We start from the raw sequence: 19,525 nt of genomic DNA on the forward strand, positions 1-19,525 counted from the left end.
CGTATGCGCGGGTCGCAGAGGAAGAGACTTCCCGCACGAGCCGAATTCATCACGCGGCTGCGGTGAGATGGGTGCGGGCGGACCGGACGAAGTCGAAGACCAGCGGGTTCACCTCCCCGACGCGGGTGGCGACCACCACCCGGCTGGCGGGGAACCCGTCGAGCGGCACGGTCGCCAGACCGGGATGAAGGGAGCTGCGCCGGTCGCCGACCGGCAGCACGGCGACGGCCTGGCCGCTCGCCACGAGTTCGATTCTGTCTTCGAAACTCTCGATGGCGGGTCGGATCGACATCGGACCGGGGTCACTGGGCCGATAGGACTCCACCAGGTAGAGGGGCCGTATCCCGCCGTGCGAGCAGATGATCGACTCATCGCGTGCGAAGTCGTCCAGCGACACCGACGCGCGGCCGGCCAGGCGGTGGTCGGCCGCCATCACCAGCATGCGCGGCTCCTCGTAGAGGACGGTGACCCGGACGTCTGCCATATCGATCAACAGCGGGTCCCTGCCGACCAGGACGTCCACCTGTCCCTCGGCGAACGCCCGCTGCTCGTGGCATTCGAGGTGGTGGGTGCCGATGTCGGCGTCGGGGTGCCGGCGGCGCAGTTCACGCACGGCCGGTGTGACCACCAGGTCCTCCACGTAGCCGACGATCACCTTGCCGGCCGGTGCGTAGGCCCTGGCGGTGCGCGCCGCCTGCCGGGCAGCGTTGAGCAGGGCCTGCGCCTCGGGCAGGAAGGCTTTGCCCGCCTCGGTCAGCAGCGCGCCCTGCGGCGTGCGATCCAGCAGTCGGACGCCGAGGCGATGTTCCAGACGCTGGATCTGCCTGCTCAGCGACGGCTGCGCCACGTGTAGCTCGGCGGCTGCGCGGCTGAAGTTCAGGTGGTCCGCGACGACCGTGAAGTAGCGGACCAGCCGCAGCTCAAGGTCGATCCCGAGATCGTTCACCGGTTGCGCCTCATGAGCGGTCCCAACGGCGGCCCGAGGTATTCCGTTTCTGCATCGCGGGGTACCGATCAGGTCTTGGACACCTGGTCGCGACAGCCGAAGACTTGTCGGCATGGGCAGATACGACGGCAAGAACGTGGTGATCACCGGAGGCAGCAGCGGCCTCGGGTTTGCAGCAGCGCAATACCTGGTGGACAACGGCGCTCGCGTCCTGGTCACCGGCCGGAGCTGCGAGACGCTGGATGACGCGGGCCTGCGGCTGGGCAGCAACGGGATCACGGTCCGCAGCGACGCGAGCTCACTGCGGGACATCGACGCACTGGCCGGTCGCGCCAGGGACGAATTCGGCACGGTCGACGCGCTTGTGGTGAATGCCGGGATCGGCAGCTTCGATCCGTTCGACGCGGTGACCGAGGAGACCTTCGACCAGGTCTTCGCGATCAACACCAAGGGTCCGTTCTTCACCGTACAGAAGCTGGCGCCGCTGCTGGCCGAGGGCAGCGGCGTGGTGCTGACGACGTCGATCGCGAATCAGACCGGATGGGACGCGCTCAGCGTGTACTCGGCCAGCAAGGCGGCTCTGCGGTCGATGGCGCGAACACTCAGTAAAGAGTTGCTGCCCAGAGGAATTCGAGTCAACGCGATCAGCCCCGGCTCGATCGACACCGGCAAGCTGGAGAAGGAAGTGCCGGAGCGGGCTGCGCAGCTCAAGGCCGAGTTCACCGCGAGCAGTCCGATGCGCCGCTGGGGCCAGGCCTGACGAGTTTGCGCCGGCGGTGGCGTTTCTGGCGTTCGATGCGACATACGTCGCCGGTATCGAACTTGTCGTCGACGGCGGCGAATCACAGCTATGAAAGGGAATCCCACAGTGAATGCGTACGAGGGAAAGCGCGTCGTCATCACCGGAGGAACCAGCGGTATCGGCCTTGCCACGGCCAAGCTCCTCACCGACGGCGGCGCCAGTGTCCTGGTGACCGGACGGACACCGGCCTCGATGGAGAAGGCCAGGGCGGCATTGGGTGCACGCGCGATCGTCGAGGAGAGCGACGCGGTCTCGGGCATCGACAGGCTGGTCGGTGTCGTGACCGACAAGCTCGGCGGCGTCGACCTGCTGGTGCTCAATGCCGGCGCCACGGTGACCTCAACCCTCGAAGCCACCACCGAGGCCGAGTTCGACGAGCTCTTCACGCTCAACACCAAGGCTCCGTACTTCACGTTGCAGAAGTTCCTGCCATTGATGGCCTCGGGTAGCGCCGTGGTTCTGACGACGTCGGTCAGCAATACCAAGGGCATCGCGGCCACGGGCGTCTACTCGGCGACCAAGGCGGCGCTACGGTCCATGACGCGCACGTTCGCCCGCGAGCTCATCGACCGGGGCATCCGTGTCAACGCCGTCTCCCCCGGTCCGATCGACACCGGCATCCTCGAACGAAGCATGCCCGCCGATGAGGCGCGCCAGTTCCTCGATCAGATCAAGGCGGGAAACCCGATGGGGCGATTCGGCGAGCCCGAGGAAGTGGCCAGAGCCATCGCGTACCTCGGGTTCGACGCGACGTACACCACGGGCACGGAGCTGCTGGTGGACGGCGGGGCCTCCGACCTCTGAAGGAACATCGGTGCTATACACCCGTATAGAGCGCGATGGTGACAAAATACGTCCATGGCGACTTCGTCGCGGCGCGTCGGCGCCGAAACGTCCAAGACCCGCGACACCCTCCTCGACTGTGTCGAGACGATGATGCTCGAAGAGGGCTACGCGAGCGTCACCTACCGCGCGCTGGCCGCCAAGGCCGGTGTCACGCCCAGCCTGGTGCAGTACTACTTCCCCACCCTCGATGACGTGTTCATCGCCGCGATCCGGCGGTACTCCGAACGCAACCTGGCGCACCTGAACAAGGTGATGGAGAAGCGCGCCGACGACCCACTGCGCGCGCTGTGGGAGTACAGCTGGGATGAGGCCACCGGCACCTTGATGACGGAGTTCATGGCGCTGGGCAACCACCGCAAGTCGATCCGCACCGAGATCGCGGCGGTGACCGAGAGCGTACGCAAGCTGCAATTGGACGCCTTGATCGCCAAGTTCGGCGAGGACGCCCGCCCGTGGGGCGACCTGTCGTTGCCGGCGCTGCAGCTGCTGATCTCCAGCCTGCCGAAGTTCCTCAACCTGGAGAAGGGCGTCGGGGTCGATACCGCGCACGCCGAACTGGTCGAGGCGTTCGAGCGCTATCTGGATTCGATCGAACCCGCACCCAAGCGGAAACCGGCCGCACGCAAGCGGTCCCGCTGAGTCAGCAGAACATGCCCCGATACCCGTGGGCCGGGTGCCGCTCCGAGATGTCGGCGGTCGCCCCGAACAGCTTCTCCCGCAACGTCCCGGGCTGATACTGCTTCTGCATGATGCCCCTGTCCTGTAACACCGGCACCAGGTGCTCGAAGAACTCGTCGTAGCTGTCGGGTAGCAGCGCGTTCATCACCTGCACCCCGTCGACGCCCGCCCCTTGATATTTGAGCAGCCGCTCGGCGATGGTCTCGGGTGAGCCGACCACCATCTGCGGCAACGACAGCGAAGTCAGGAAGTCCTTGATCGTCGGTACGGAACCCTCGGGCCAGGCGTTGATCACCGCGAGGAATGCGCCCTGAATACCGGGGATCTCGTCGAGGATGTCCACCAGGGGCGTGGCCGGGTCGTACCGGCCGAGGTCCATCCCGCTCAGGCTGGAGAAGTAGGCCGTCTGCGCTTCGGGACTGCGCCACTGCTCCAACTCGGCCCACTTACGGTAGGCCTCTTCGTCGGTCGAACCGATCACGAACATCATGCCCTGCAGGAACAGGATGTCGCCGTCCCGCCGCCCGTTGGCCCGGGCCAGTTCCCGGACCGTGCCGACCTGCTGCGCGATGGTGTCCAGTGAATAGGCCGACAGGAACATCAATTCGGCGTGCTTGCCGGCGAAGTCGAGCCCCGCCGGTGATCCACCGGCTTGCGCCAGCACCGGCGTACGTTGCGGGGACGGCTCCATCAGGTGGAAGCCCTCGACGCTGTAGCGGTGGCCCTTGTGGTTGATGTCGTGCACCTTCGACGGGTCCGTGTAGACGCCCTTCGCCGCATCGTTCACGACGGCATCGACGTCCCATGAGCCCTCCCACAGTTTGTAGGTGACGTCGACGTATTCCGCGGCCCACGCGTAGCGCTCGTCGTGCGAGAGGTTGCCGGGCAGACCGAGGTTGCGGAAGGCCTTCTCGTTGGCCGAGGTGACGATGTTCCAGCCGATGCGACCACCTGACAGGTGGTCGAGAGTCGATGCGGCGCGGGCGAACACAAAGGGATGGTGGGATATCACCGAGCTGGTGTACAGGAACCCGATGTCCTCGGTCTGCTGCGCCAGAGCCGGGATCAGCATCGTGCAGTCCGCGATCGGCACGTTCATCGCCTGCTCGAAGACGATGTCCCGGGATCCGTTGTACTCGCCCTGCACACCCATCACGTCGGTGTAGAAGAACGCGTCTATCTTCGACTGCTCGGCCTTCTTGGCCAGTTCGACCCACATGTCGAAGCCCTTGAACTCCCGGTTGCGGGCGTCGGGATGGCGCCAGCTGCCGTGGAAGTTGTGTCCGATGGAGTCCATCACCAACAGTGTGAAGATCATCCGCTTGGCCATTGTACGACCGTATAGCACAGTCGGCCGGCCAGAGCCGGATTCGCGACACTTTCGCCGGGATCAGCCGTGTGCGTCGGCAACCATCCTGCGCAACAGGGCTTTCTGGATCTTCGAACTCGGCGTTCGGGGGAAGTCGTCCACCTCGTGGATCTCCTCGGGCCACTTCTGCTTGGCGAGCCCGCTCGAAGCGAAATGGGCCCGCAGTTCGTCCATGGTGGGCGCCGTGCAGCCGGGTTTCATCCGCAGCACCGCCGCGGTGCGCTCGCCGTAGCGCGCGTCCGGGGCGGCAACGGCGACCGCCTCGGCGACACCGGACATGCTCTGCAGCACCTCCTCGACCTCCATGGCGCTGATGTTCTCGCCACCCCGAATGATGATGTCGGACTTGCGATCGACGATCGACAGCCATCCGTCGTCGTCCAGCACGCCGATGTCGCCCGTGTGGTACCAGCCCTCGTCGTCGAACGCGCTGCGGGTCAGCTCGTCGTCGAGATAGCCGAGGCACATGTCGGGTCCACGACTGAGGATCTCCCCGTCGTCGGTCAATCGGATCTCCACACCGGGAAGCGGTCGGCCATCGGTGAACAGGCGTTTCTCCGCAGGCGACGTATACGGCGTACTCGTGATCGACGGGTGCTCCGTGCTGCCGTACGACCTCCATACCGTGACACCCTGCTCGTGGAGCCGGCGCGCGGTCGCCGCTGGTACCGCCGACCCACCCATGCCGGCGTAGCGCATGTAGTCGAGGTGCTCGGCGGTGAAATCAGGATGGTCGAGCAGGCTGATGACGAAGTACGGCGCGCCACCGCCGAATGTCAGTTCGTCGCTGAGCATCAGAGACAACGTCTGGGCAGGGTTCCAGCCATCGGTGAGGTAGATCGGGGTGCCGTTCAGGACAGGTATGAGGAACGCGTTCAGCATGCCGATGAAGTGGCCGACCGGCGCCGCGGTGAGTTGACGCTCCAACCCCGGCGGATACGCGGCACTGAGTTGCCTCGTCTCGTAGACCAGGCTCTGGTGGCTGTGTACGACGCCTTTGGCATCCCGGGTGGTCCCTGATGTGAAGGCGATGACCACGGGTGCCCCGGCGTCGACCGGAAGGTTCTCGGTGAGCGGATCCGGGTCCAGGAGGTCGTCGAAATCCCGCCCCACCACACCGACGATCGGTACGTCGGCGTAGAGGTCGGGCGTATGACGCATGCGGCCGAACTCCTCGAAGGTGATGAACACCTTGGGTTTGGCGGTCGCCACGATATGCCGGATCTCCTTGGCGCCGTAAAAGTGCACGACAGGCACGACGACAGCGCCAAGGAAAGCCGACGCCCAGAACGTGGCCGCGGCCTCCACCCAGTTGGGCAACTGGAACGCGACGACGTCGCCCGGACCGACCCCTCGACGGCGAAGACCCGCGGCGAGCCTACGCGCGATCCGTTCGACGTCACCGAAAGTTCCCATCCACGGCCGGGTGGCCGAGTACACCCGGAACTCGGCCTCAGGTGCTCGACGGAGCCCCTGGGTCAACAGGTCCGCGACGGTCTCCTCGGTCCACCATCCGTTCGCGATGTATCTCTGCGCCAATTCATCTGGAGTTGTGCGACTTACCCACGTGACCCGAGTGCTTGACACTCCAGCAGTGTGGCACGCATCATACAAATCAATCAAGCGATTGATTGGAGAGTGTTGGTGGTGCAGATGTCCCTCGAAGAACGCGTCCAGCTCATTGAGGATCGCAACGAGATCGCCGACCTGCAGGCGCGCTACATCAACTACAACGACGGCGGCTGGCAGGGACCCACGCACAACCATCCGGGGTCCGTCGCGGATCTGTTCACCGAAGACGGCGTATGGGAGGGGCCGCTCGGATCGGTGCGGGTGCAAGGGCATGCTGCGATCGCAGAGCTGTTCGGACAGTTCCAGGTCATTCCGTTCATCATCCACAACGTCATGAACCCGTTGATCGAGATCGACGGCGACGACGCCCGCGGCCAGTGGCACGCCATCATCGCCACGACAACAGCAGAGGGACAGGCCTTCTGGACCTTCGGTCGCTATCTCAACGAGTATCGCCGCGCTTCACAGGGCTGGAGGTACACCCGGATGTCGTTCGAGGCCGCATCCGTCACGACCTACGAAAAAGGCTGGGGTGTTGAACAGTTCCCCGGGCAGGACGCGGTACGACCCCAGTTCGACACCGCAATCGGCACATCGACGAAGGGCTGACATGGACATCCAGGAGATCAGCGATCGGCTTGAGATCCAATCGCTGCTGAGCAAGTACGCCAGAGCGGTCGACACCCGCGACTGGGACCTGTGGCGCTCGCTGTTCACCGACGACGCGGTCGTGGACTACTCCTCGGCCGGGGCGGTCGCCGGAAGCCGTGACGAGGTCGCCGCCTGGCTCGAGCAGGCATTGAGCGCCATGCAGATGATGCAGCACTTCATCTCGAACATCGAGGCAGAGATCGACGGTGACACCGCCCAGGTGCGCGCCATGTTCTACAACCCGATGCAGTTGCCGGGAATGGACGAGTTGAGTTACTGCGGGGGCTACTACCACCACACCCTGGTGCGCACACCGGATGGTTGGCGCAGCACGTCGTTGCGCGAGGAGAACGCCTGGTTCGCCAACCCGCTGCTGCCCGTCCAGGGTTAGTCGACTCATGGCCAAGAAGCTGGTGATAGGCGGCAGCGGGTTCGTCGGCTCGAACGTGATCCGCAAGCTCGTCGAACGTGGCGAAGACGTGCGGGTGATGCTGCGAGAGACCAGCTCCACCAAGGCGATCGACGATCTGGAGGTCGAACGCTGCTACGGCGACGTTTTCGATGACGACGCGTTGCGGGCAGCGATGACAGGCTGCGATGTCGTGTTCTACTGCGTCGTGGACGCGAGGGCCTGGCTGCGCGATCCGTCACCGTTGTTGCGGACCAACGTCGAGGGTCTGCGTCATGTTCTCGACGCCGCGCTCGACGCCGACCTCGAGCGCTTCGTCTTCATGTCCACGATCGCGACGCTGGCCGTCAGCACGGACGGCACCCCCGTCACCGAGGACCAGCCCTGCAACTGGTACGACGACGGCGGGGCCTACACGCAGTGCCGGGTGGACGCCGAGAATCTGGTGCTCGCCTACGCGAAGGACCGGGGTCTGCCGGCCGTCGCCCTGTGCATCTCCAACACCTACGGCCCGCGCGACTGGCAACCGACGCCGCACGGCGGACTGATCGCGGCGATCTCCGCGGGCAAGGCGCCGTTCTACTTCCGGGGTATCGGGCAGGAGGTCGTCGGTATCGAGGATGCGGCCGAAGCGATGATCCTCGCCTCGCACAAGGGCAGGATCGGTGAGCGATACATCATCTCCGACAGGTTCATGACCACCCGGGAACTGCATACCCTGGCCGCCGAGGCGGGCGGGGTGCGAGCACCGTGGATCGCGATCCCCCGACGCGTCCTGCTGGCGCTGTCGTCGCTGACCCAGCAGTTCGGCGACCTGACCGGGCGCGAGATCAAGTTCGTGAGAAGGGCATTCGACATGGTCGACAAGATGTCACCGCTCGACCACAGCAAGGCCGAGCGCGAACTGGGCTGGGAGCCGGCACCATTCGAGGACTCGATTCGCGCAGCCGTCGAGTTCTATCGTGCGCAGCATATGTAGGTCACCTCTACTTGAACAGCGTTCCGCTGACCAGGCGTTTGAGCGCCTTGACCGTCGAGTGGTACTCGTCCGGGTCCGCGGTGGCCGCGTAGTCGGTCATGCCCTGCAACACGAGATAGATCGAGTTGGCCACGCTGTCGACATCGACGCTGCGCGGCAGGGCACCCTCCCGCCGGGCCTGCCTGATGATGTCGATCGTGACCGCCCGCAACGACGAGAACAGCGTCTCGCGGCTGTCCGCCAGGTGCCGGGCGCTACCCACCCGAATGGCACGGTCGAACGCCGCGATCATCGGGTACTCCCGCATCAGCTGATCACACTCGTCAAACACCGCGATCAACCGTTCCCGGAAGTCCTCACTGCGCTGCGCGGACGCCGCCACCCGCGGGATCGTCATCTCCGCCCACTCGTCCAGTGTGGCTTTGATCAGCTCGGTCTTGTTGGGGAAGTAGTGATACAGGCTTCCGCTGGTCATGTCCGCTTTTCGGGCGATCTCGCGGATCGTCGCGCGCTCGTAACCCACCTCGGCGACGCAGCGCATCGTGGCATCGATGATGCGCCGCCGCGTCTCCTCGCCGTTGGCGCCGACGGGGCGACCCAGCGACGGGTTGGTGGACACGGATCCCTCCTGGGTAGGCGCACGTACTAACTAGAGCTTCTCACGCCATTCTCCAGGAGTTCTTCGCCCGTGTCGGCCGACGTCGCATGCTCGCCCGCGCGCCTGCCCGAGAACACGCAGTCCGCCAGCGCCAGACCGCTGACGTAGCTGTGGGAGCAGATCCCGACGGCGGTGCGGCCCGCGGCGTACAGGCCGGGAATCTGACGACCTTGCTCATCGATCACCAGCCCGGTCTGGCCGTCGACCGTCAGGCCCCCGAGGGTGAGTCCGGGCACGGGGTAGGTCAGCGAGGGGCGGACGGAGATGTCGATGCCGTAGAACGGTGCCCGCCGGACCGGCGCACACAGCTCCGGCGCCTTGTGCGCAGGATCCTCGCCGCCCGACGTGATTGCTGCGTTGTAGGCGTCGACGGTGGCCGACAGTCCCGAAGCCGAGACGCCCAACTTGCGCGCCAACCCGGACAGGGTCGCCGCTTTGCGGTGGCCGAGGGAGAACACCGCTGCGGTCTGCAGACGCAGGATCGACTCGGTCTGCTCTGCCGTCTGAGCGCGGGCGCGCTTCCAGGTGTCGGCGTCGACGATCAAGAAGCCCTTGCCGCCGAACTGCCGCACCATGATGTCGCAGTGGGTGGCACCGTAGAGGTCCTCGTTGGCAATCCGCGTGCCGTCGACGCCCACCGTGATCCCCTCGATGAGCGCAGACGGCGGGGTCAGCAGACGCCACGCACTGACCCGCCCCAGCTGGCCAGTGGCGCCGCCGGCCTGTACGCCCAGACGGATTCCGGCACCGTCGTCGGCGCGGGTGCCCAGTGGGCGAATCTGTTGGAAGTCCGGTGCATGGCGGCGCAGCATGTCCTCGTTGAACGCGAACCCGCCGGCCGCGAGAATCACACTCCGCGCCGTGAAGGTGCGTTCCTGAGCGCGGCGACGCCACATCCGGTCGGCGAGGCCGGTGATCGGGTGCCCGACCGGCGGCATCCAGTTGGTCAGCTTGGCGCCCACCGCTGTCGTCCGGCCATGGACGAACTGCGCAGGCCGACCCCCGCCCACCCAGGTGCGGCACCGAACTCCGGCCACCCGACCGTCGACGATCACCAGGTCGTCCACGAGGGTCCGGGGCAGGAACACCACGCCGAGCCCGACAGCCGCGTCGCGCATACGGCGCCACAGGTCGCGGCCCGATTTCGTGCCTGTCGCGATCTGTCGATGCCCCCTCGGTGCGGGCCGGGCGTGCAATCGATACGGGTACGCCTTCTCGTTTCCGGAGAAATACAGGTAGTGCTTGGTCGGATAGGAGGTCTTGTACGGGCACAGCGAGGCCTCGAACTCCGCACCGTGCTTCTCCAGCCAGGCCAACTGCTCGACGCTTCCGTCGCAGAACCGGCGCAGCGTCGCATCGTCGACGACACCCTGCACCTCCTGCCGGAGGTACTCGAACATGTTCTCGGGATCGTCGTCGTACCCGGCGGCCTTCTGGTACGGCGTGCCGCCGCCGGCGTACACCACGCCACCCGATACCGCCGACGAACCGCCGCCGAGCGCGCGGTCGACGGCAAGCACCCGCGCTCCGTTCTCGGCCGCTGCGAGGGCAGCGCAGACCCCGGCGAGACCGAAACCCACCACGATCAGATCGAAATCATCGCTGACGTTCGACATTCGCCGCCTCCTGGTCCTCGACTGTGGACTGTTTCTTGACGCCTTGCTTGCGCACGGTGATGTGCCCTGAGGCCGTGGCCTGGCAGGCCAGTCTGATACGGCGCGGGTTGGCGCGCCGCACCCGGCGCTCGAGATCGCCCAGCAACGCCACTTCTGCATCGGTGCGTTCGGACAGCAGGTGCAGCCCGTCGAGGACCTCGCACCGGCACGCGGTGCACGTCCCCTGCGCGTAACACAGTGTCGGCCAGTCGTACCCGGCGCGCCAGGCGGCCTGCAGCAGCGTCTCGCCGGGATGCACTTCGATGTCGATGCCGGCGGGTTCCACCCGCATCGTCACCGCGTCGGCATCAGTCCGTCGCAATGTAGCGGTCGATCTCGCTGTGCAACGAGAAGATCATCGGCTCGTACCGTGGTGACAGCGTCGAATGGGTGATCGCGCCGGACCGATAGCCTGCCTGCTGCCGGTAGATGTTGCCCATGTCCTGCTGCAGCACGAACGGCCAGTCCTCCGGTTCCAATGGGCCCTCGCGGCGCGGCGCGGCGTTGTCCATGTCGCACCGGCGCGGGATCTGCATCGCGAACGCTTCGAAGATCGCCGAGTCGGGGTCGTGGCCGTTGGGCCGGAACCGGTAGAACAGCAGGTTTCCGGTCAGCCCGAGAAACACGAAGTTCGGGAACACGAACCCGTACGTCGAGGCGTTGGGATCCAGTGGCGGTAGCGGTATGTCGGCCTCTTCGGCGTACTTGTAGAGCTCCTCGAAGAACTTGAACAGCACCTGGTCGTCGGGCAGGTCGCGGATCCGGTCGGCGATGTATTCATCACGTGCGGTGGCGAATCCGTCCGTACCTTCGTACAGCACCTGGTTCTGGTCGATGAAGAATCTGCCCGGTTCCATCCCGGCCACCAGCGTCGGTGGGAGGGTGTAGTCCTCCGGGTGTTCCGGATCGAACGGTGTGGCCGTGTCCACGTGGCCCATGCCGTGGTGGTAATACGGAACTCCGTCGGCGTTGTAGTCGTCGTCGGTGGCCCCCATCGCGAGTTCCGGGTGCGCCTGCATGACGTGATACGCCTCAAGGAAGGCCTCAGCGGCCACTTTCCAGTTTCCGGGCACGATCGAGTACTTCCACCAGCGCACCCGCATCCGCTCCATCGCCATGGGCGCGAGATGCTTGTCGTAGTCGCCGAAGAACTCTTCGAGAGTGGGAGCGTCGTCGTCGAAGTTGATCCAGACGAAGCCGTACTTCACGGCCGAGCGCACCTCGTTCAGGCGTGCGCTGTCTGCATCGATCGACCCGGGGACGAAGCCCTGCCTGCAGTAGATGTAGGACTGGCTTCCGTCGGTGTTGAATCGCCACCCGTGGAAAGGGCACACGATCTGGTTTCCACCGAAGGTTCCCGCATCGGCGGGTTCGACCAATTGCGTGGCTCGGTGCGGGCATACGTTGTGGAGCACCTTGATGCTGCGGTCGGGTTGGCGCACCACGATGACCGTCTTGTCGACGATCGAGTACTCGATGTAGTCGCCGGGTTCGGGGATGTCCTCCTCGCGGCACGCCCACTGCCACGTGTGCAGCCACATCTTCTCGTATTCCAGTTCGGCGAAGTGCCGGTCATAGTAGCGCTGCACCGGAAGATGGACCCCGTCGGCGATCCGGAACGGCACCTGCCTGGTGTCGACCTCGTGGCGGGGCACGTACGGGGCTGCCCCCTCTGCGGCCGGCGCTGCGTCGGTCGGGGTGAGTTGTGCTGTCATTACGCGCCTTTCAGTCGATCGTCGCGACGATGGAACCAACCGGATAGTCCTCGTCGACTTCGCCGACGATGGATATCCGGCCGGCGGCAGGACTCTCGATCTCGGTTTCGGTCTTGTCGGTCGCCAGGACGTAGATCGCCTGACCCGCCTCGACGACATCACCGTCAGCACAGAGCCACTCGGTGATCTGCCCCTGTTCGACAGCGACGCCGAGTTTCGGGATTCGCACTTCATGCGCCATGGTCGTGTCTTCCGCCTTCCCTCAACCCAGCAATGCCCGGATGGCCGGTTCGATACGGCTGGTCGGCAGGAAGTTCTGCTCGAGCGACGAGGCGTAGGGAACCGGCGTGTTCGCTCCACCGATTCGGCTGACGGGCGCGGCGAGCTCGCCGAAGAGTTCGGAATGTATCTGTGCGCTGAGCTCGGCGCCGAACCCGCCACGAGTGACTGCTTCGTGGACCACGACGGCACGCCGGGTCTTCGCTACCGAACCGAACACGGTGTCGGTGTCGAGTGGCTGCAGGGAGCGCAGGTCGATCACCTCGATCGAATAGCCCTCGGCGGCCAGCCTGTCGGCTTCCGCGACGCAGTCCAGGACCTGTCGGCCATAGGTGATCAAGGTCAGGTCGGTGCCTTCGCGGGCGATGCGCGCCTTACCGAGCGGAACTCGGTAGTCCCCCTCGGGTACCTCATCGCGGACGCCGAAGTACAGGCTGCTCATCTCGACGATCACCACGGGGTCGTCGTCGAAGATGGCCGAAAGCAACAGCCCCTTGGCGTCGGCGGCGGTCGACGGGATTGCGACCTTGAGGCCGGGGGTGTGGATCAGCGTGGCTTCCAGCATCTCGGAGTGCTGCGCGCCGAATCCCGCGCCGGCGCCCGTGGTGGTGCGCACAGTGAGCGGAATCGGAGTCGCGCCCCCCGACATATAGCGCAGCTTCGCGGCATGGTTGAAGAGCTGGTCGGCCGCCACCGAGATGAAGTTCATCAGCATGATCTCGGCCACCGGGCGCATACCGGCCATCGCGGCGCCGATCGCCGCGCCCATGATCGCCTGTTCGCTGATGGGCGTGCACCGCACGCGCTCGGAGCCGTACTTGGCTTCCAGACCCTTGTGGACGCCGAACCCGCCGCCTTTGGGGTCCTGGATGTCCTCACCCAGCTCGAAGACCTCCGGATCGAGGTCCAGCGCCACGTCCAGGGCATCGCGCACGGCTTCGAGCATCATCATGGTGCGAGTTGCGGTCGCAGTGCTCACTTGACGGTCTCCTCGGCATAGACGTCGGTGGTCAGTTCGGACGGATCGGGCAGCGGCTGGTCGAATGCCCAGGCCGCCGCATCGTCGACCTCTTCCTGTGCGAGACGGTCGATTTCATCCAGATCGTCTGCCGGGATCCCGAATTCACCGACCAGCCGGGCACGGAAGAGCGGGATCGGGTCGGCTTCGTTGGCCGCGGCGAGCTCGTCGGTCGGGATGTACTCACTCTGATCACCGAAATAGTGGCCACAGAATCGGTAGGTGACCGCTTCGAGCAGGGTGGGACCACCACCACCGCGGGCGCGCTCGATCGCGGACCCTGCGGCCGAGTACAACTCGACCGGGTCGTTTCCGTTGACCGTCGCACCCCGCATCGAGTACGCGGCTGCCCGGTCGGCGATATTGGCGACCGTCGTGCCGCCGGCCAGCGAGGTGTACTCGGCCCACTTGTTGTTCTGGCAGAGGAAGATCACCGGGAGGCTCCACAACGAGGCCAGGTTGAGACTCTCGTGGAATGCTCCGATATTGCTCGCTCCGTCACCGAAGTTGACCACGGTGACTTGATCGGTGCCGCGCATCTGAGCGGCCAGGGCCAGACCGTTGGCGATCGGCAGGCCCGAGCCCACCACGCCGGTGGTCACCATCAGCCCGTGTTTGGGTGAGGTGACATGCATGGGACCCCCCTTGCCGCGACAGGTTCCCGCCGCGCGGCCGAGGTACTCTGCCCAGAGATCCCGTAACGGAACACCTTTCGCGATCTGGTCGTGCAATCCCCGGTAGGTGGTCACGACGTAGTCGGTAGGCCGCAGATGAGCAGCTACCGACGCCGCGGCGAACTCCTGTCCACGGGGCGAGTAGTACATGCCTGCGAACTTGCCGCTCATCATCTGCGTCCGGTAGGTCTCGTCGAACGCGTGGATACGTGCCGCGGTGCGATAGAGACCGACCAGCGTCGCTCGGTCCAGTCCTGTTTCGATGGTCGTCATCGGAGAAACACTCCCCTCAGGGGGCCCAGGGAGGCTGATGCCTCAGAATTAATCAATTGATTGATTGCTTATACGGTATGAGTTGGGTCACGTTCAGTCAAGAACGGATTCCCGGACGACAGTCGTCAGTTCAACGGCCGAACCGGCTCGGCGCCGTCCCAACTCTCGGCGGCGTCGCGCACGAACGTGGCGAGGCCCTGGGTGACTTCGTTGAACTCCATGAGCTCGATCACGGTAGCTACGCCGGCAGGCGGCTCGGCGTAGGCGTACCGGACACCGCCCTCCTCCGCGCTGGATCAGATCACCGGCCAGCCGGCGTCTTTCACCGCCTTCAGGGCGGCGTCGAAATCGGCGGGCCAGTAGGCCAGCTGGTGGTAGCCCGCCCCCCGGTCGGCGAGGAACTCCGTGTAGACGCTCGGCGTATCGCCGTGCTGCTGGATCAGCTCGACTTGAAGTTCGCCACTGTTGGCGAGCGCGATCGAGATCGTGACCTCGCGGGGCTCTCCGCGGTGGTCGGCGTTCTGTGCGATACGCCGCAGTACGAACCACGGACCGACCCCGAGTTCCACCCAGTTGGCCAGTGCGACGTCGAGATCGTCAACCACGTAGCCGACCTGGCGAATGGGGCCGAGCAGCGGAGAGGGGGGCATGCGAACTCCGATCTGAGGGGTTGGATCAAGCGATCTGGGTTCCGCCGTCGACGCACAGCACCTGACCCGTGACGAAGGCGGCGGCCTCGGAAGCGAGATAGACCGCGGCAGCAGCGACCTCTGCCGGGTAGGCATACTGGCGCTCGAGCACCGTGCGTCGGCCGATCGTCGTGAGCTCCTCGGCCCGAGTGGACATCAACCTCGCGAAGATCCCGTCGGGATGCCACCGACTACCGGCCGAGATCGCGTCCGGACCGTCAGGGAACGTCGCATAGGGTGCCACCGCGTTCACGGTGACTCCCCGCGGGCCGACTTCTTTGGCCAGCACCTTGGTGAACGAGTGAACGGCACCCTTCATCGCGGAGTAGACCGCGAGCAGCGGGTCGCCCACGATTCCCGATGTCGACCCGATGTTGATGATCCGCCCCCGGCCGCGATCGAGCATTCCGGGCAGCAGCGCGTGGATGCAGTTGAGCATGCTCGTGAAGGTCAGATCGATGTCATCGCGCCAGGTTTCCGGATCCGAATCGACGAACGGGTCCATCCCGACGTTACCCCCGACGCAGTTGACCAGAACGTCCACTGCACCGAAACGGTCCTGCACGGCGGCAGCCATCGCCACGACATCAGTGCGGTCCGTGACATCACAGGCCTGCCAGAACACCTCCCGGGCTCCCCGCTCCAACAGGTGCTCGCACACTTTGGCGCCTTGTGCCCCGTCCCTGCCGACGACGACGACGTTGGCGCCCTCGGCGGCGAACCCCAGGGCGATGCCGCGACCGATGTTCGCGTTGGCGCCGGTCACCACCACCGTGCGGTCGATCAGTCCGGTATCCAATCCCCCACTGCGCCTTCGCATCGTCGCCGACTCCGCGCTAATTGATCACGCGATTGATTCTACGACGATATGACGTGCGCCACGTCTCGTCAAGAATGTGACGCAGATCGCCGATTTTCCTTGACGACGCCGACGCCGCGGTCCTACATTTCAATGAATCAATCAAGTGATTAGTTATTTGTCCCGTGCCGACCTCGAAGAGAGACGCGAATGCCTGACATCATCACCGTCGATGATCTGCGTGATCCACAGCTGACCGACCTGCAGCGCCAGGTGCTGGACGCCACCCGGCACCAAGAGGTGGATCTCGACATCGAGGCGATGGTGGACGAGGCGGTACAGAGCTCCGGCATCACCGGTTTCGGCGGCGAGGGCCTCGACGGTGAGTTCCGTGAGCGACTCGGCGTCCACGTCGCGGCCATTGACGCCGACGACCTGAATCCGTTGTCGCGGATGACGTTGCGGGAACGGACAGTTCGCCTACTGCGTAACAGGGTGCTGTTCACCGATCTGATGCGTCGCTACCCCGAGATCGAGGATATCGAGATCGAGAAGCCCTTCATCGTCATCGGAATGCCGCGTTCTGGCACGACTCACTTCGTCAACCTGATCGCGTCCGACAGCCGGCGCAGGGCGCTCCCCTACTGGGAGAGCCGCGAACCGTTCCCCATCCGCGGTGAGGCCGCCGGTCCGGACGGTATCGACCCCCGGTACCAGCGCACTGCTGACGAGTACGGCTTCGTCAAGGAGTTCATGCCCTTCGCGCTGGCGGTCCACGACAGGTATCCGGAGGCCATCGAGGAAGAGATCGAACTCGACCTGGACTTCTCCAACTACATCGTGGAGTGGTACGCCCACGTGCCCCAGTGGCGGGACTATTACCTGGGATTGGATCAGGTCAAGCACTACGGCTACCTGAAGAACGTGTTGAAGGCACTCACCTTCCTGCGTGGCCCGCGGACCTGGGTCCTCAAGGCGCCTCAGCACTGTGAGCAGATTCCCGCGCTCCTGGAGGTGTTTCCGGACGCGACGTTCGCCTTCACGCACCGCGATCCCGTGGCCGTGATCCAGTCGACGGTCACTCTGATGGCGTACGGCGACCGGATCCGGCGCGAGAAGGTCGACACCGACCGCGTCGCCGACTACTGGGTCGACCGAGTGGAGCGGTTGCTCGGCGCGTGCGTGCGCGACCGGGACCTGGTGCCGGCCGAGCGCAGCATCGACATCTCTTTCCACCATCTCAACGGAAACGAGATCCCCTTCCTGGAGCAGCTCTACCAGCGCGGTGGAGTGGACCTGACACAGGAGACGCGCGCAGCGTTCGACCGGTATCTGTCCGGCAATCCGCGTGGCAAGCACGGCAGGATCGCCTACGATCTCGAGCGCCACTTCGACCGGAATCCCGACGAGATCCGCAGTCGGTTCGACTTCTACTTCGACAAGTTCGATGTGCGACCCGAAACCTCCGGTCAAGAGGCCCGGTGAGCACGACACCCGACCACCACGTCGATCGTCTTGAACCTGTCTATCGCAGCAGGCCCGGCGCTGACGACCTCGCGGGTGCGTCGGCGACGGAGGCCCGCCAGGTGGCGCCCGGCGTCTGGATGTCACCGGGCTTGACCAACTCGTACATGCTGACCACCGGCGAGGGCCGCGTCATCGTCAACACCGGGATGGGATTCGAATCCCCGGTACACAAGGCCAACTTCGACGCCGTCGACAGCGGACCGGTGCGCTACATCATCTACACACAGGGCCACGCCGATCACGTCGGCGGAACCGACGCGTTCCGCGAGGACGGTACCCACATCGTCGCGCAGGCGAACTGGGAGATGTGGCGCGACGACACCGAACGACTCCTGGCGCATCGCGCCCGCAACACGATGTTCGCGTTCGTCGACAAGATCACCGCGACCGTGACGGGTATCCAGAAGCGGTTCGGCGAGGTCCTTCCCGCCCAGGCCGTACCGGACCCCGACACGATCGTCGAGGACACCCTCGCCCTGGAGGTCGGCGGCCGCCGCATCGAGCTGATCGCCACGCCGGGGGGTGAAACCACCGACTCCCTGGTCGTGTGGCTTCCTGACGAGCGGATCTGCCTGTGCGGGAACTTGTTCGGGCCGGTATTCGGGCACATCCCCAATCTCGTCACCATGCGCGGCGACCGCTACCGCGACGCCTTGACGGCCGTCGCCTCCTACGAGCGGGTCCGCCGACTGCAACCCGAGGTACTGGTCACCGGACACTTCGACCCGATCCACGGCGCCGAACTGGTCGATGCCGAGCTGACCCGGCTGCGCGACGCGGTGCAGTACCTCCACGACGCGACCGTGGCCGCCATGAACGCCGGCGACGACGTCCGTGAAGCGATGACCCGGATCACCTTGCCGCCGCACCTGGAGGTCGGTCAGGGATACGGAAAGGTCGACTGGAACGTCCGGGCGATCTGGGAGAACTACAACGGGTGGTTCCACCGGCGGTCCACCACCGAGTTGTACCCCGTCGGCCCCGAATCCGTTGCCCCGGACCTGGTGGAACTCGCTGGAGCACAGGCCATCTGCGACCGTGCCGGCCGGTACCTCGACGCGGGAGACCCACTACGCGCGATCCACCTCGGGGAGATCGTGCTCGAGACCGAGCCCGGACACCAGGCCGCCCGCGCGGTCGTCAAATCCGCCCATGAAGCGCTGCTGGCGGACAGCGAGAACTTCTGGGAATCAGCCTGGCTTCGCAAACAGATCGGAGAGCTCGCATGACCGCACGCGCAACTTATGATTTCACCGGGGCGACCGCACTGGTCACGGGCGGCACCAGCGGCATCGGCCACGCCATTGCCACCAAGCTGCGTGACGCCGGGGCCACGGTGACGACCACCGGTCGCAAGCCCCAGGCCGCAGACTACTCAGTCGACCTGAAGGGAATCGCCTACCACCAGCTCGAATTGACCGACCGAGCGGGAATCCAGGAACTGGCCGCGGATTTCAGCACCCTGGACATCCTGGTGAACAACGCCGGTGCGATCTTCGCGGGCGGACTCGACGAGTCGACACCCGACGGGTTCCGCGCCACGGTGGATCTGAACCTGTTCGGACCGTTCGAACTCACCTCCGCGCTGCACGATGCGCTCGCCCGATCGACGGCCAAAGGCGGTGCCAGCGTGATAGGACTGTCCTCGTTGTCGACGGTGCGGGCGGTTCCGATGGTGCCGGCCTACGGCGCCGCGAAGTCCGGTGTCCTGTCGATGACGAGGAACTTCGCGATGAAGTGGGGGCCGGACGGAATCCGGGTCAACGCCGTGACGGCGGGATTCATCGACACCCCGATGACGTCGCCGGAACTGGTCCCTGAATACATCGCCGAGCAGTGCGCACGCACCCCACTGGGTCGGCTCGGAACACCCGACGAGGTCGCCGAGGCCGTGATCTTCCTGTGCACCGAGAACAGTGCCTTCATCACCGGATCCGTCGTCACCATCGACGGCGGCTACTGCGTCAGCTGATCCAACCCACGACC

20 protein-coding genes and 1 pseudogene are annotated in these 19,525 nt (G+C 65.4%); 9 read left to right on the forward strand and 12 right to left on the reverse strand.

What is annotated here, in order from left to right:
• Positions 1–49: 49 nt before the first annotated feature.
• A complete protein-coding gene (locus C6A87_RS26160; protein WP_311114899.1) occupies positions 50–946 on the reverse strand; it encodes a LysR family transcriptional regulator in 897 nt (298 codons plus the stop codon).
• Positions 947–1,058: 112 nt separating this feature from the next.
• On the opposite strand from C6A87_RS26160, the gene C6A87_RS26165 reads away from it, so the two are divergent.
• The 3 genes from C6A87_RS26165 to C6A87_RS26175 all read left to right on the forward strand — a co-directional run bounded on the left by C6A87_RS26165 (position 1,059) and on the right by C6A87_RS26175 (position 3,233).
• Positions 1,059–1,706 (forward strand): SDR family NAD(P)-dependent oxidoreductase, encoded by a 648-nt coding sequence (locus tag C6A87_RS26165; protein WP_311114900.1) that lies wholly within the window; start codon positions 1,059–1,061, stop codon positions 1,704–1,706.
• Between the two features lie 108 nt (positions 1,707–1,814).
• Positions 1,815–2,552: an SDR family oxidoreductase gene (locus C6A87_RS26170; RefSeq protein ID WP_311114901.1), complete on the forward strand. Its 738-nt coding sequence runs from the start codon at positions 1,815–1,817 to the stop codon at positions 2,550–2,552.
• 54 nt (positions 2,553–2,606) lie between these two features.
• Positions 2,607–3,233 carry a TetR/AcrR family transcriptional regulator gene (locus C6A87_RS26175; RefSeq protein WP_311114902.1) on the forward strand — a complete coding sequence of 209 codons (627 nt, stop codon included), beginning with the start codon at positions 2,607–2,609 and terminating at the stop codon, positions 3,231–3,233.
• 1 nt (position 3,234) lies between these two features.
• On the opposite strand, the gene C6A87_RS26180 is transcribed toward C6A87_RS26175, so the two are convergent.
• Both C6A87_RS26180 and C6A87_RS26185 read right to left on the reverse strand, forming a co-directional pair.
• Positions 3,235–4,602 (reverse strand): LLM class flavin-dependent oxidoreductase, encoded by a 1,368-nt coding sequence (locus C6A87_RS26180; RefSeq protein WP_311114903.1) that lies wholly within the window; start codon positions 4,600–4,602, stop codon positions 3,235–3,237.
• Between the two features lie 60 nt (positions 4,603–4,662).
• The gene (locus C6A87_RS26185) at positions 4,663–6,180 is read right to left on the reverse strand and encodes an AMP-binding protein (protein WP_311114904.1); all 1,518 of its coding nucleotides are present in this window, start codon (positions 6,178–6,180) and stop codon (positions 4,663–4,665) included.
• Between the two features lie 57 nt (positions 6,181–6,237).
• Between C6A87_RS26185 and C6A87_RS26190 the strand changes: the two genes are divergently transcribed.
• Genes C6A87_RS26190 through C6A87_RS26200 form a run of 3 tightly spaced genes read left to right on the forward strand, consistent with a single transcriptional unit; the run spans position 6,238 to position 8,252 of the window.
• A complete protein-coding gene (locus tag C6A87_RS26190) occupies positions 6,238–6,822 on the forward strand; it encodes a nuclear transport factor 2 family protein (RefSeq protein WP_311114905.1) in 585 nt (194 codons plus the stop codon).
• 1 nt (position 6,823) lies between these two features.
• Entirely contained in the window at positions 6,824–7,255 is a 432-nt protein-coding gene (locus C6A87_RS26195; protein ID WP_311114906.1) for a nuclear transport factor 2 family protein, read from the forward strand.
• Positions 7,256–7,262: 7 nt separating this feature from the next.
• On the forward strand, positions 7,263–8,252 hold the full coding sequence (locus tag C6A87_RS26200) for an NAD-dependent epimerase/dehydratase family protein (protein ID WP_311114907.1): 990 nt from the start codon (positions 7,263–7,265) through the stop codon (positions 8,250–8,252).
• 7 nt (positions 8,253–8,259) lie between these two features.
• Here the strand turns inward: C6A87_RS26200 and C6A87_RS26205 are convergent, their stop codons facing one another.
• From C6A87_RS26205 to C6A87_RS26245, 9 genes and pseudogenes are all read right to left on the reverse strand, one after another.
• Positions 8,260–8,871, reverse strand: coding sequence for a TetR/AcrR family transcriptional regulator (locus tag C6A87_RS26205; RefSeq protein WP_311114908.1), 612 nt, complete (start codon positions 8,869–8,871; stop codon positions 8,260–8,262).
• A 26-nt stretch (positions 8,872–8,897) separates the two neighbouring features.
• Positions 8,898–10,526, reverse strand: coding sequence for an FAD-binding protein (locus tag C6A87_RS26210; RefSeq protein WP_311114909.1), 1,629 nt, complete (start codon positions 10,524–10,526; stop codon positions 8,898–8,900).
• Complete coding sequence (locus C6A87_RS26215; protein ID WP_311114910.1) at positions 10,507–10,887, reverse strand: 2Fe-2S iron-sulfur cluster-binding protein; 381 nt, start codon at positions 10,885–10,887, stop codon at positions 10,507–10,509. Before C6A87_RS26215 ends, C6A87_RS26210 begins: the two co-directional genes overlap by 20 nt.
• A complete protein-coding gene (locus tag C6A87_RS26220) occupies positions 10,874–12,280 on the reverse strand; it encodes an aromatic ring-hydroxylating dioxygenase subunit alpha (protein WP_311114911.1) in 1,407 nt (468 codons plus the stop codon). Before C6A87_RS26220 ends, C6A87_RS26215 begins: the two co-directional genes overlap by 14 nt.
• A gap of 10 nt (positions 12,281–12,290) precedes the next feature.
• The gene (locus C6A87_RS26225) at positions 12,291–12,521 is read right to left on the reverse strand and encodes a biotin/lipoyl-containing protein (RefSeq protein WP_311114912.1); all 231 of its coding nucleotides are present in this window, start codon (positions 12,519–12,521) and stop codon (positions 12,291–12,293) included.
• A gap of 21 nt (positions 12,522–12,542) precedes the next feature.
• The gene (locus C6A87_RS26230) at positions 12,543–13,511 is read right to left on the reverse strand and encodes an alpha-ketoacid dehydrogenase subunit beta (RefSeq protein ID WP_396837127.1); all 969 of its coding nucleotides are present in this window, start codon (positions 13,509–13,511) and stop codon (positions 12,543–12,545) included.
• A gap of 23 nt (positions 13,512–13,534) precedes the next feature.
• Positions 13,535–14,524, reverse strand: a complete 990-nt coding sequence (locus C6A87_RS26235; RefSeq protein WP_311114914.1) for a thiamine pyrophosphate-dependent dehydrogenase E1 component subunit alpha — start codon at positions 14,522–14,524, stop codon at positions 13,535–13,537.
• Positions 14,525–14,649: 125 nt separating this feature from the next.
• Positions 14,650–15,174: pseudogene (locus tag C6A87_RS26240) on the reverse strand (VOC family protein).
• A gap of 25 nt (positions 15,175–15,199) precedes the next feature.
• Positions 15,200–16,012, reverse strand: a complete 813-nt coding sequence (locus C6A87_RS26245; protein ID WP_311114915.1) for an SDR family oxidoreductase — start codon at positions 16,010–16,012, stop codon at positions 15,200–15,202.
• Positions 16,013–16,222: 210 nt separating this feature from the next.
• Between C6A87_RS26245 and C6A87_RS26250 the strand changes: the two genes are divergently transcribed.
• From C6A87_RS26250 to C6A87_RS26260, 3 genes are read left to right on the forward strand one after another with little or no spacing between them, the layout of a single operon-like run.
• Complete coding sequence (locus C6A87_RS26250) at positions 16,223–17,497, forward strand: sulfotransferase (RefSeq protein ID WP_311114916.1); 1,275 nt, start codon at positions 16,223–16,225, stop codon at positions 17,495–17,497.
• Positions 17,494–18,768, forward strand: coding sequence for an alkyl sulfatase dimerization domain-containing protein (locus C6A87_RS26255; RefSeq protein WP_311114917.1), 1,275 nt, complete (start codon positions 17,494–17,496; stop codon positions 18,766–18,768). Before C6A87_RS26250 ends, C6A87_RS26255 begins: the two co-directional genes overlap by 4 nt.
• Positions 18,765–19,511 carry an SDR family oxidoreductase gene (locus C6A87_RS26260; protein WP_311114918.1) on the forward strand — a complete coding sequence of 249 codons (747 nt, stop codon included), beginning with the start codon at positions 18,765–18,767 and terminating at the stop codon, positions 19,509–19,511. The genes C6A87_RS26255 and C6A87_RS26260 overlap by 4 nt, the downstream gene beginning before the upstream one ends.
• Positions 19,512–19,525: the final 14 nt, after the last annotated feature.

Source organism: Mycobacterium sp. ITM-2016-00317 (assembly GCF_002968295.1).
Taxonomy (GTDB): domain Bacteria; phylum Actinomycetota; class Actinomycetes; order Mycobacteriales; family Mycobacteriaceae; genus Mycobacterium.

Excerpts from the sequence above, each read along its gene's own strand:
- C6A87_RS26220 (WP_311114911.1), bottom strand. The coding sequence starts at position 12,280 with ATGACAGCACAACTCACCCCGACCGACGCAGCGCCGGCCGCAGAGGGG.
- C6A87_RS26195 (WP_311114906.1), top strand. The coding sequence starts at position 6,824 with ATGGACATCCAGGAGATCAGCGATCGGCTTGAGATCCAATCGCTGCTG.
- C6A87_RS26235 (WP_311114914.1), bottom strand. The coding sequence starts at position 14,524 with ATGACGACCATCGAAACAGGACTGGACCGAGCGACGCTGGTCGGTCTC.
- C6A87_RS26175 (WP_311114902.1), top strand. The coding sequence starts at position 2,607 with ATGGCGACTTCGTCGCGGCGCGTCGGCGCCGAAACGTCCAAGACCCGC.
- C6A87_RS26230 (WP_396837127.1), bottom strand. The coding sequence starts at position 13,511 with ATGATGATGCTCGAAGCCGTGCGCGATGCCCTGGACGTGGCGCTGGAC.
- C6A87_RS26250 (WP_311114916.1), top strand. The coding sequence starts at position 16,223 with ATGCCTGACATCATCACCGTCGATGATCTGCGTGATCCACAGCTGACC.
- C6A87_RS26225 (WP_311114912.1), bottom strand. The coding sequence starts at position 12,521 with ATGGCGCATGAAGTGCGAATCCCGAAACTCGGCGTCGCTGTCGAACAG.
- C6A87_RS26200 (WP_311114907.1), top strand. The coding sequence starts at position 7,263 with ATGGCCAAGAAGCTGGTGATAGGCGGCAGCGGGTTCGTCGGCTCGAAC.
- C6A87_RS26210 (WP_311114909.1), bottom strand. The coding sequence starts at position 10,526 with ATGTCGAACGTCAGCGATGATTTCGATCTGATCGTGGTGGGTTTCGGT.
- C6A87_RS26260 (WP_311114918.1), top strand. The coding sequence starts at position 18,765 with ATGACCGCACGCGCAACTTATGATTTCACCGGGGCGACCGCACTGGTC.
- C6A87_RS26165 (WP_311114900.1), top strand. The coding sequence starts at position 1,059 with ATGGGCAGATACGACGGCAAGAACGTGGTGATCACCGGAGGCAGCAGC.
- C6A87_RS26180 (WP_311114903.1), bottom strand. The coding sequence starts at position 4,602 with ATGGCCAAGCGGATGATCTTCACACTGTTGGTGATGGACTCCATCGGA.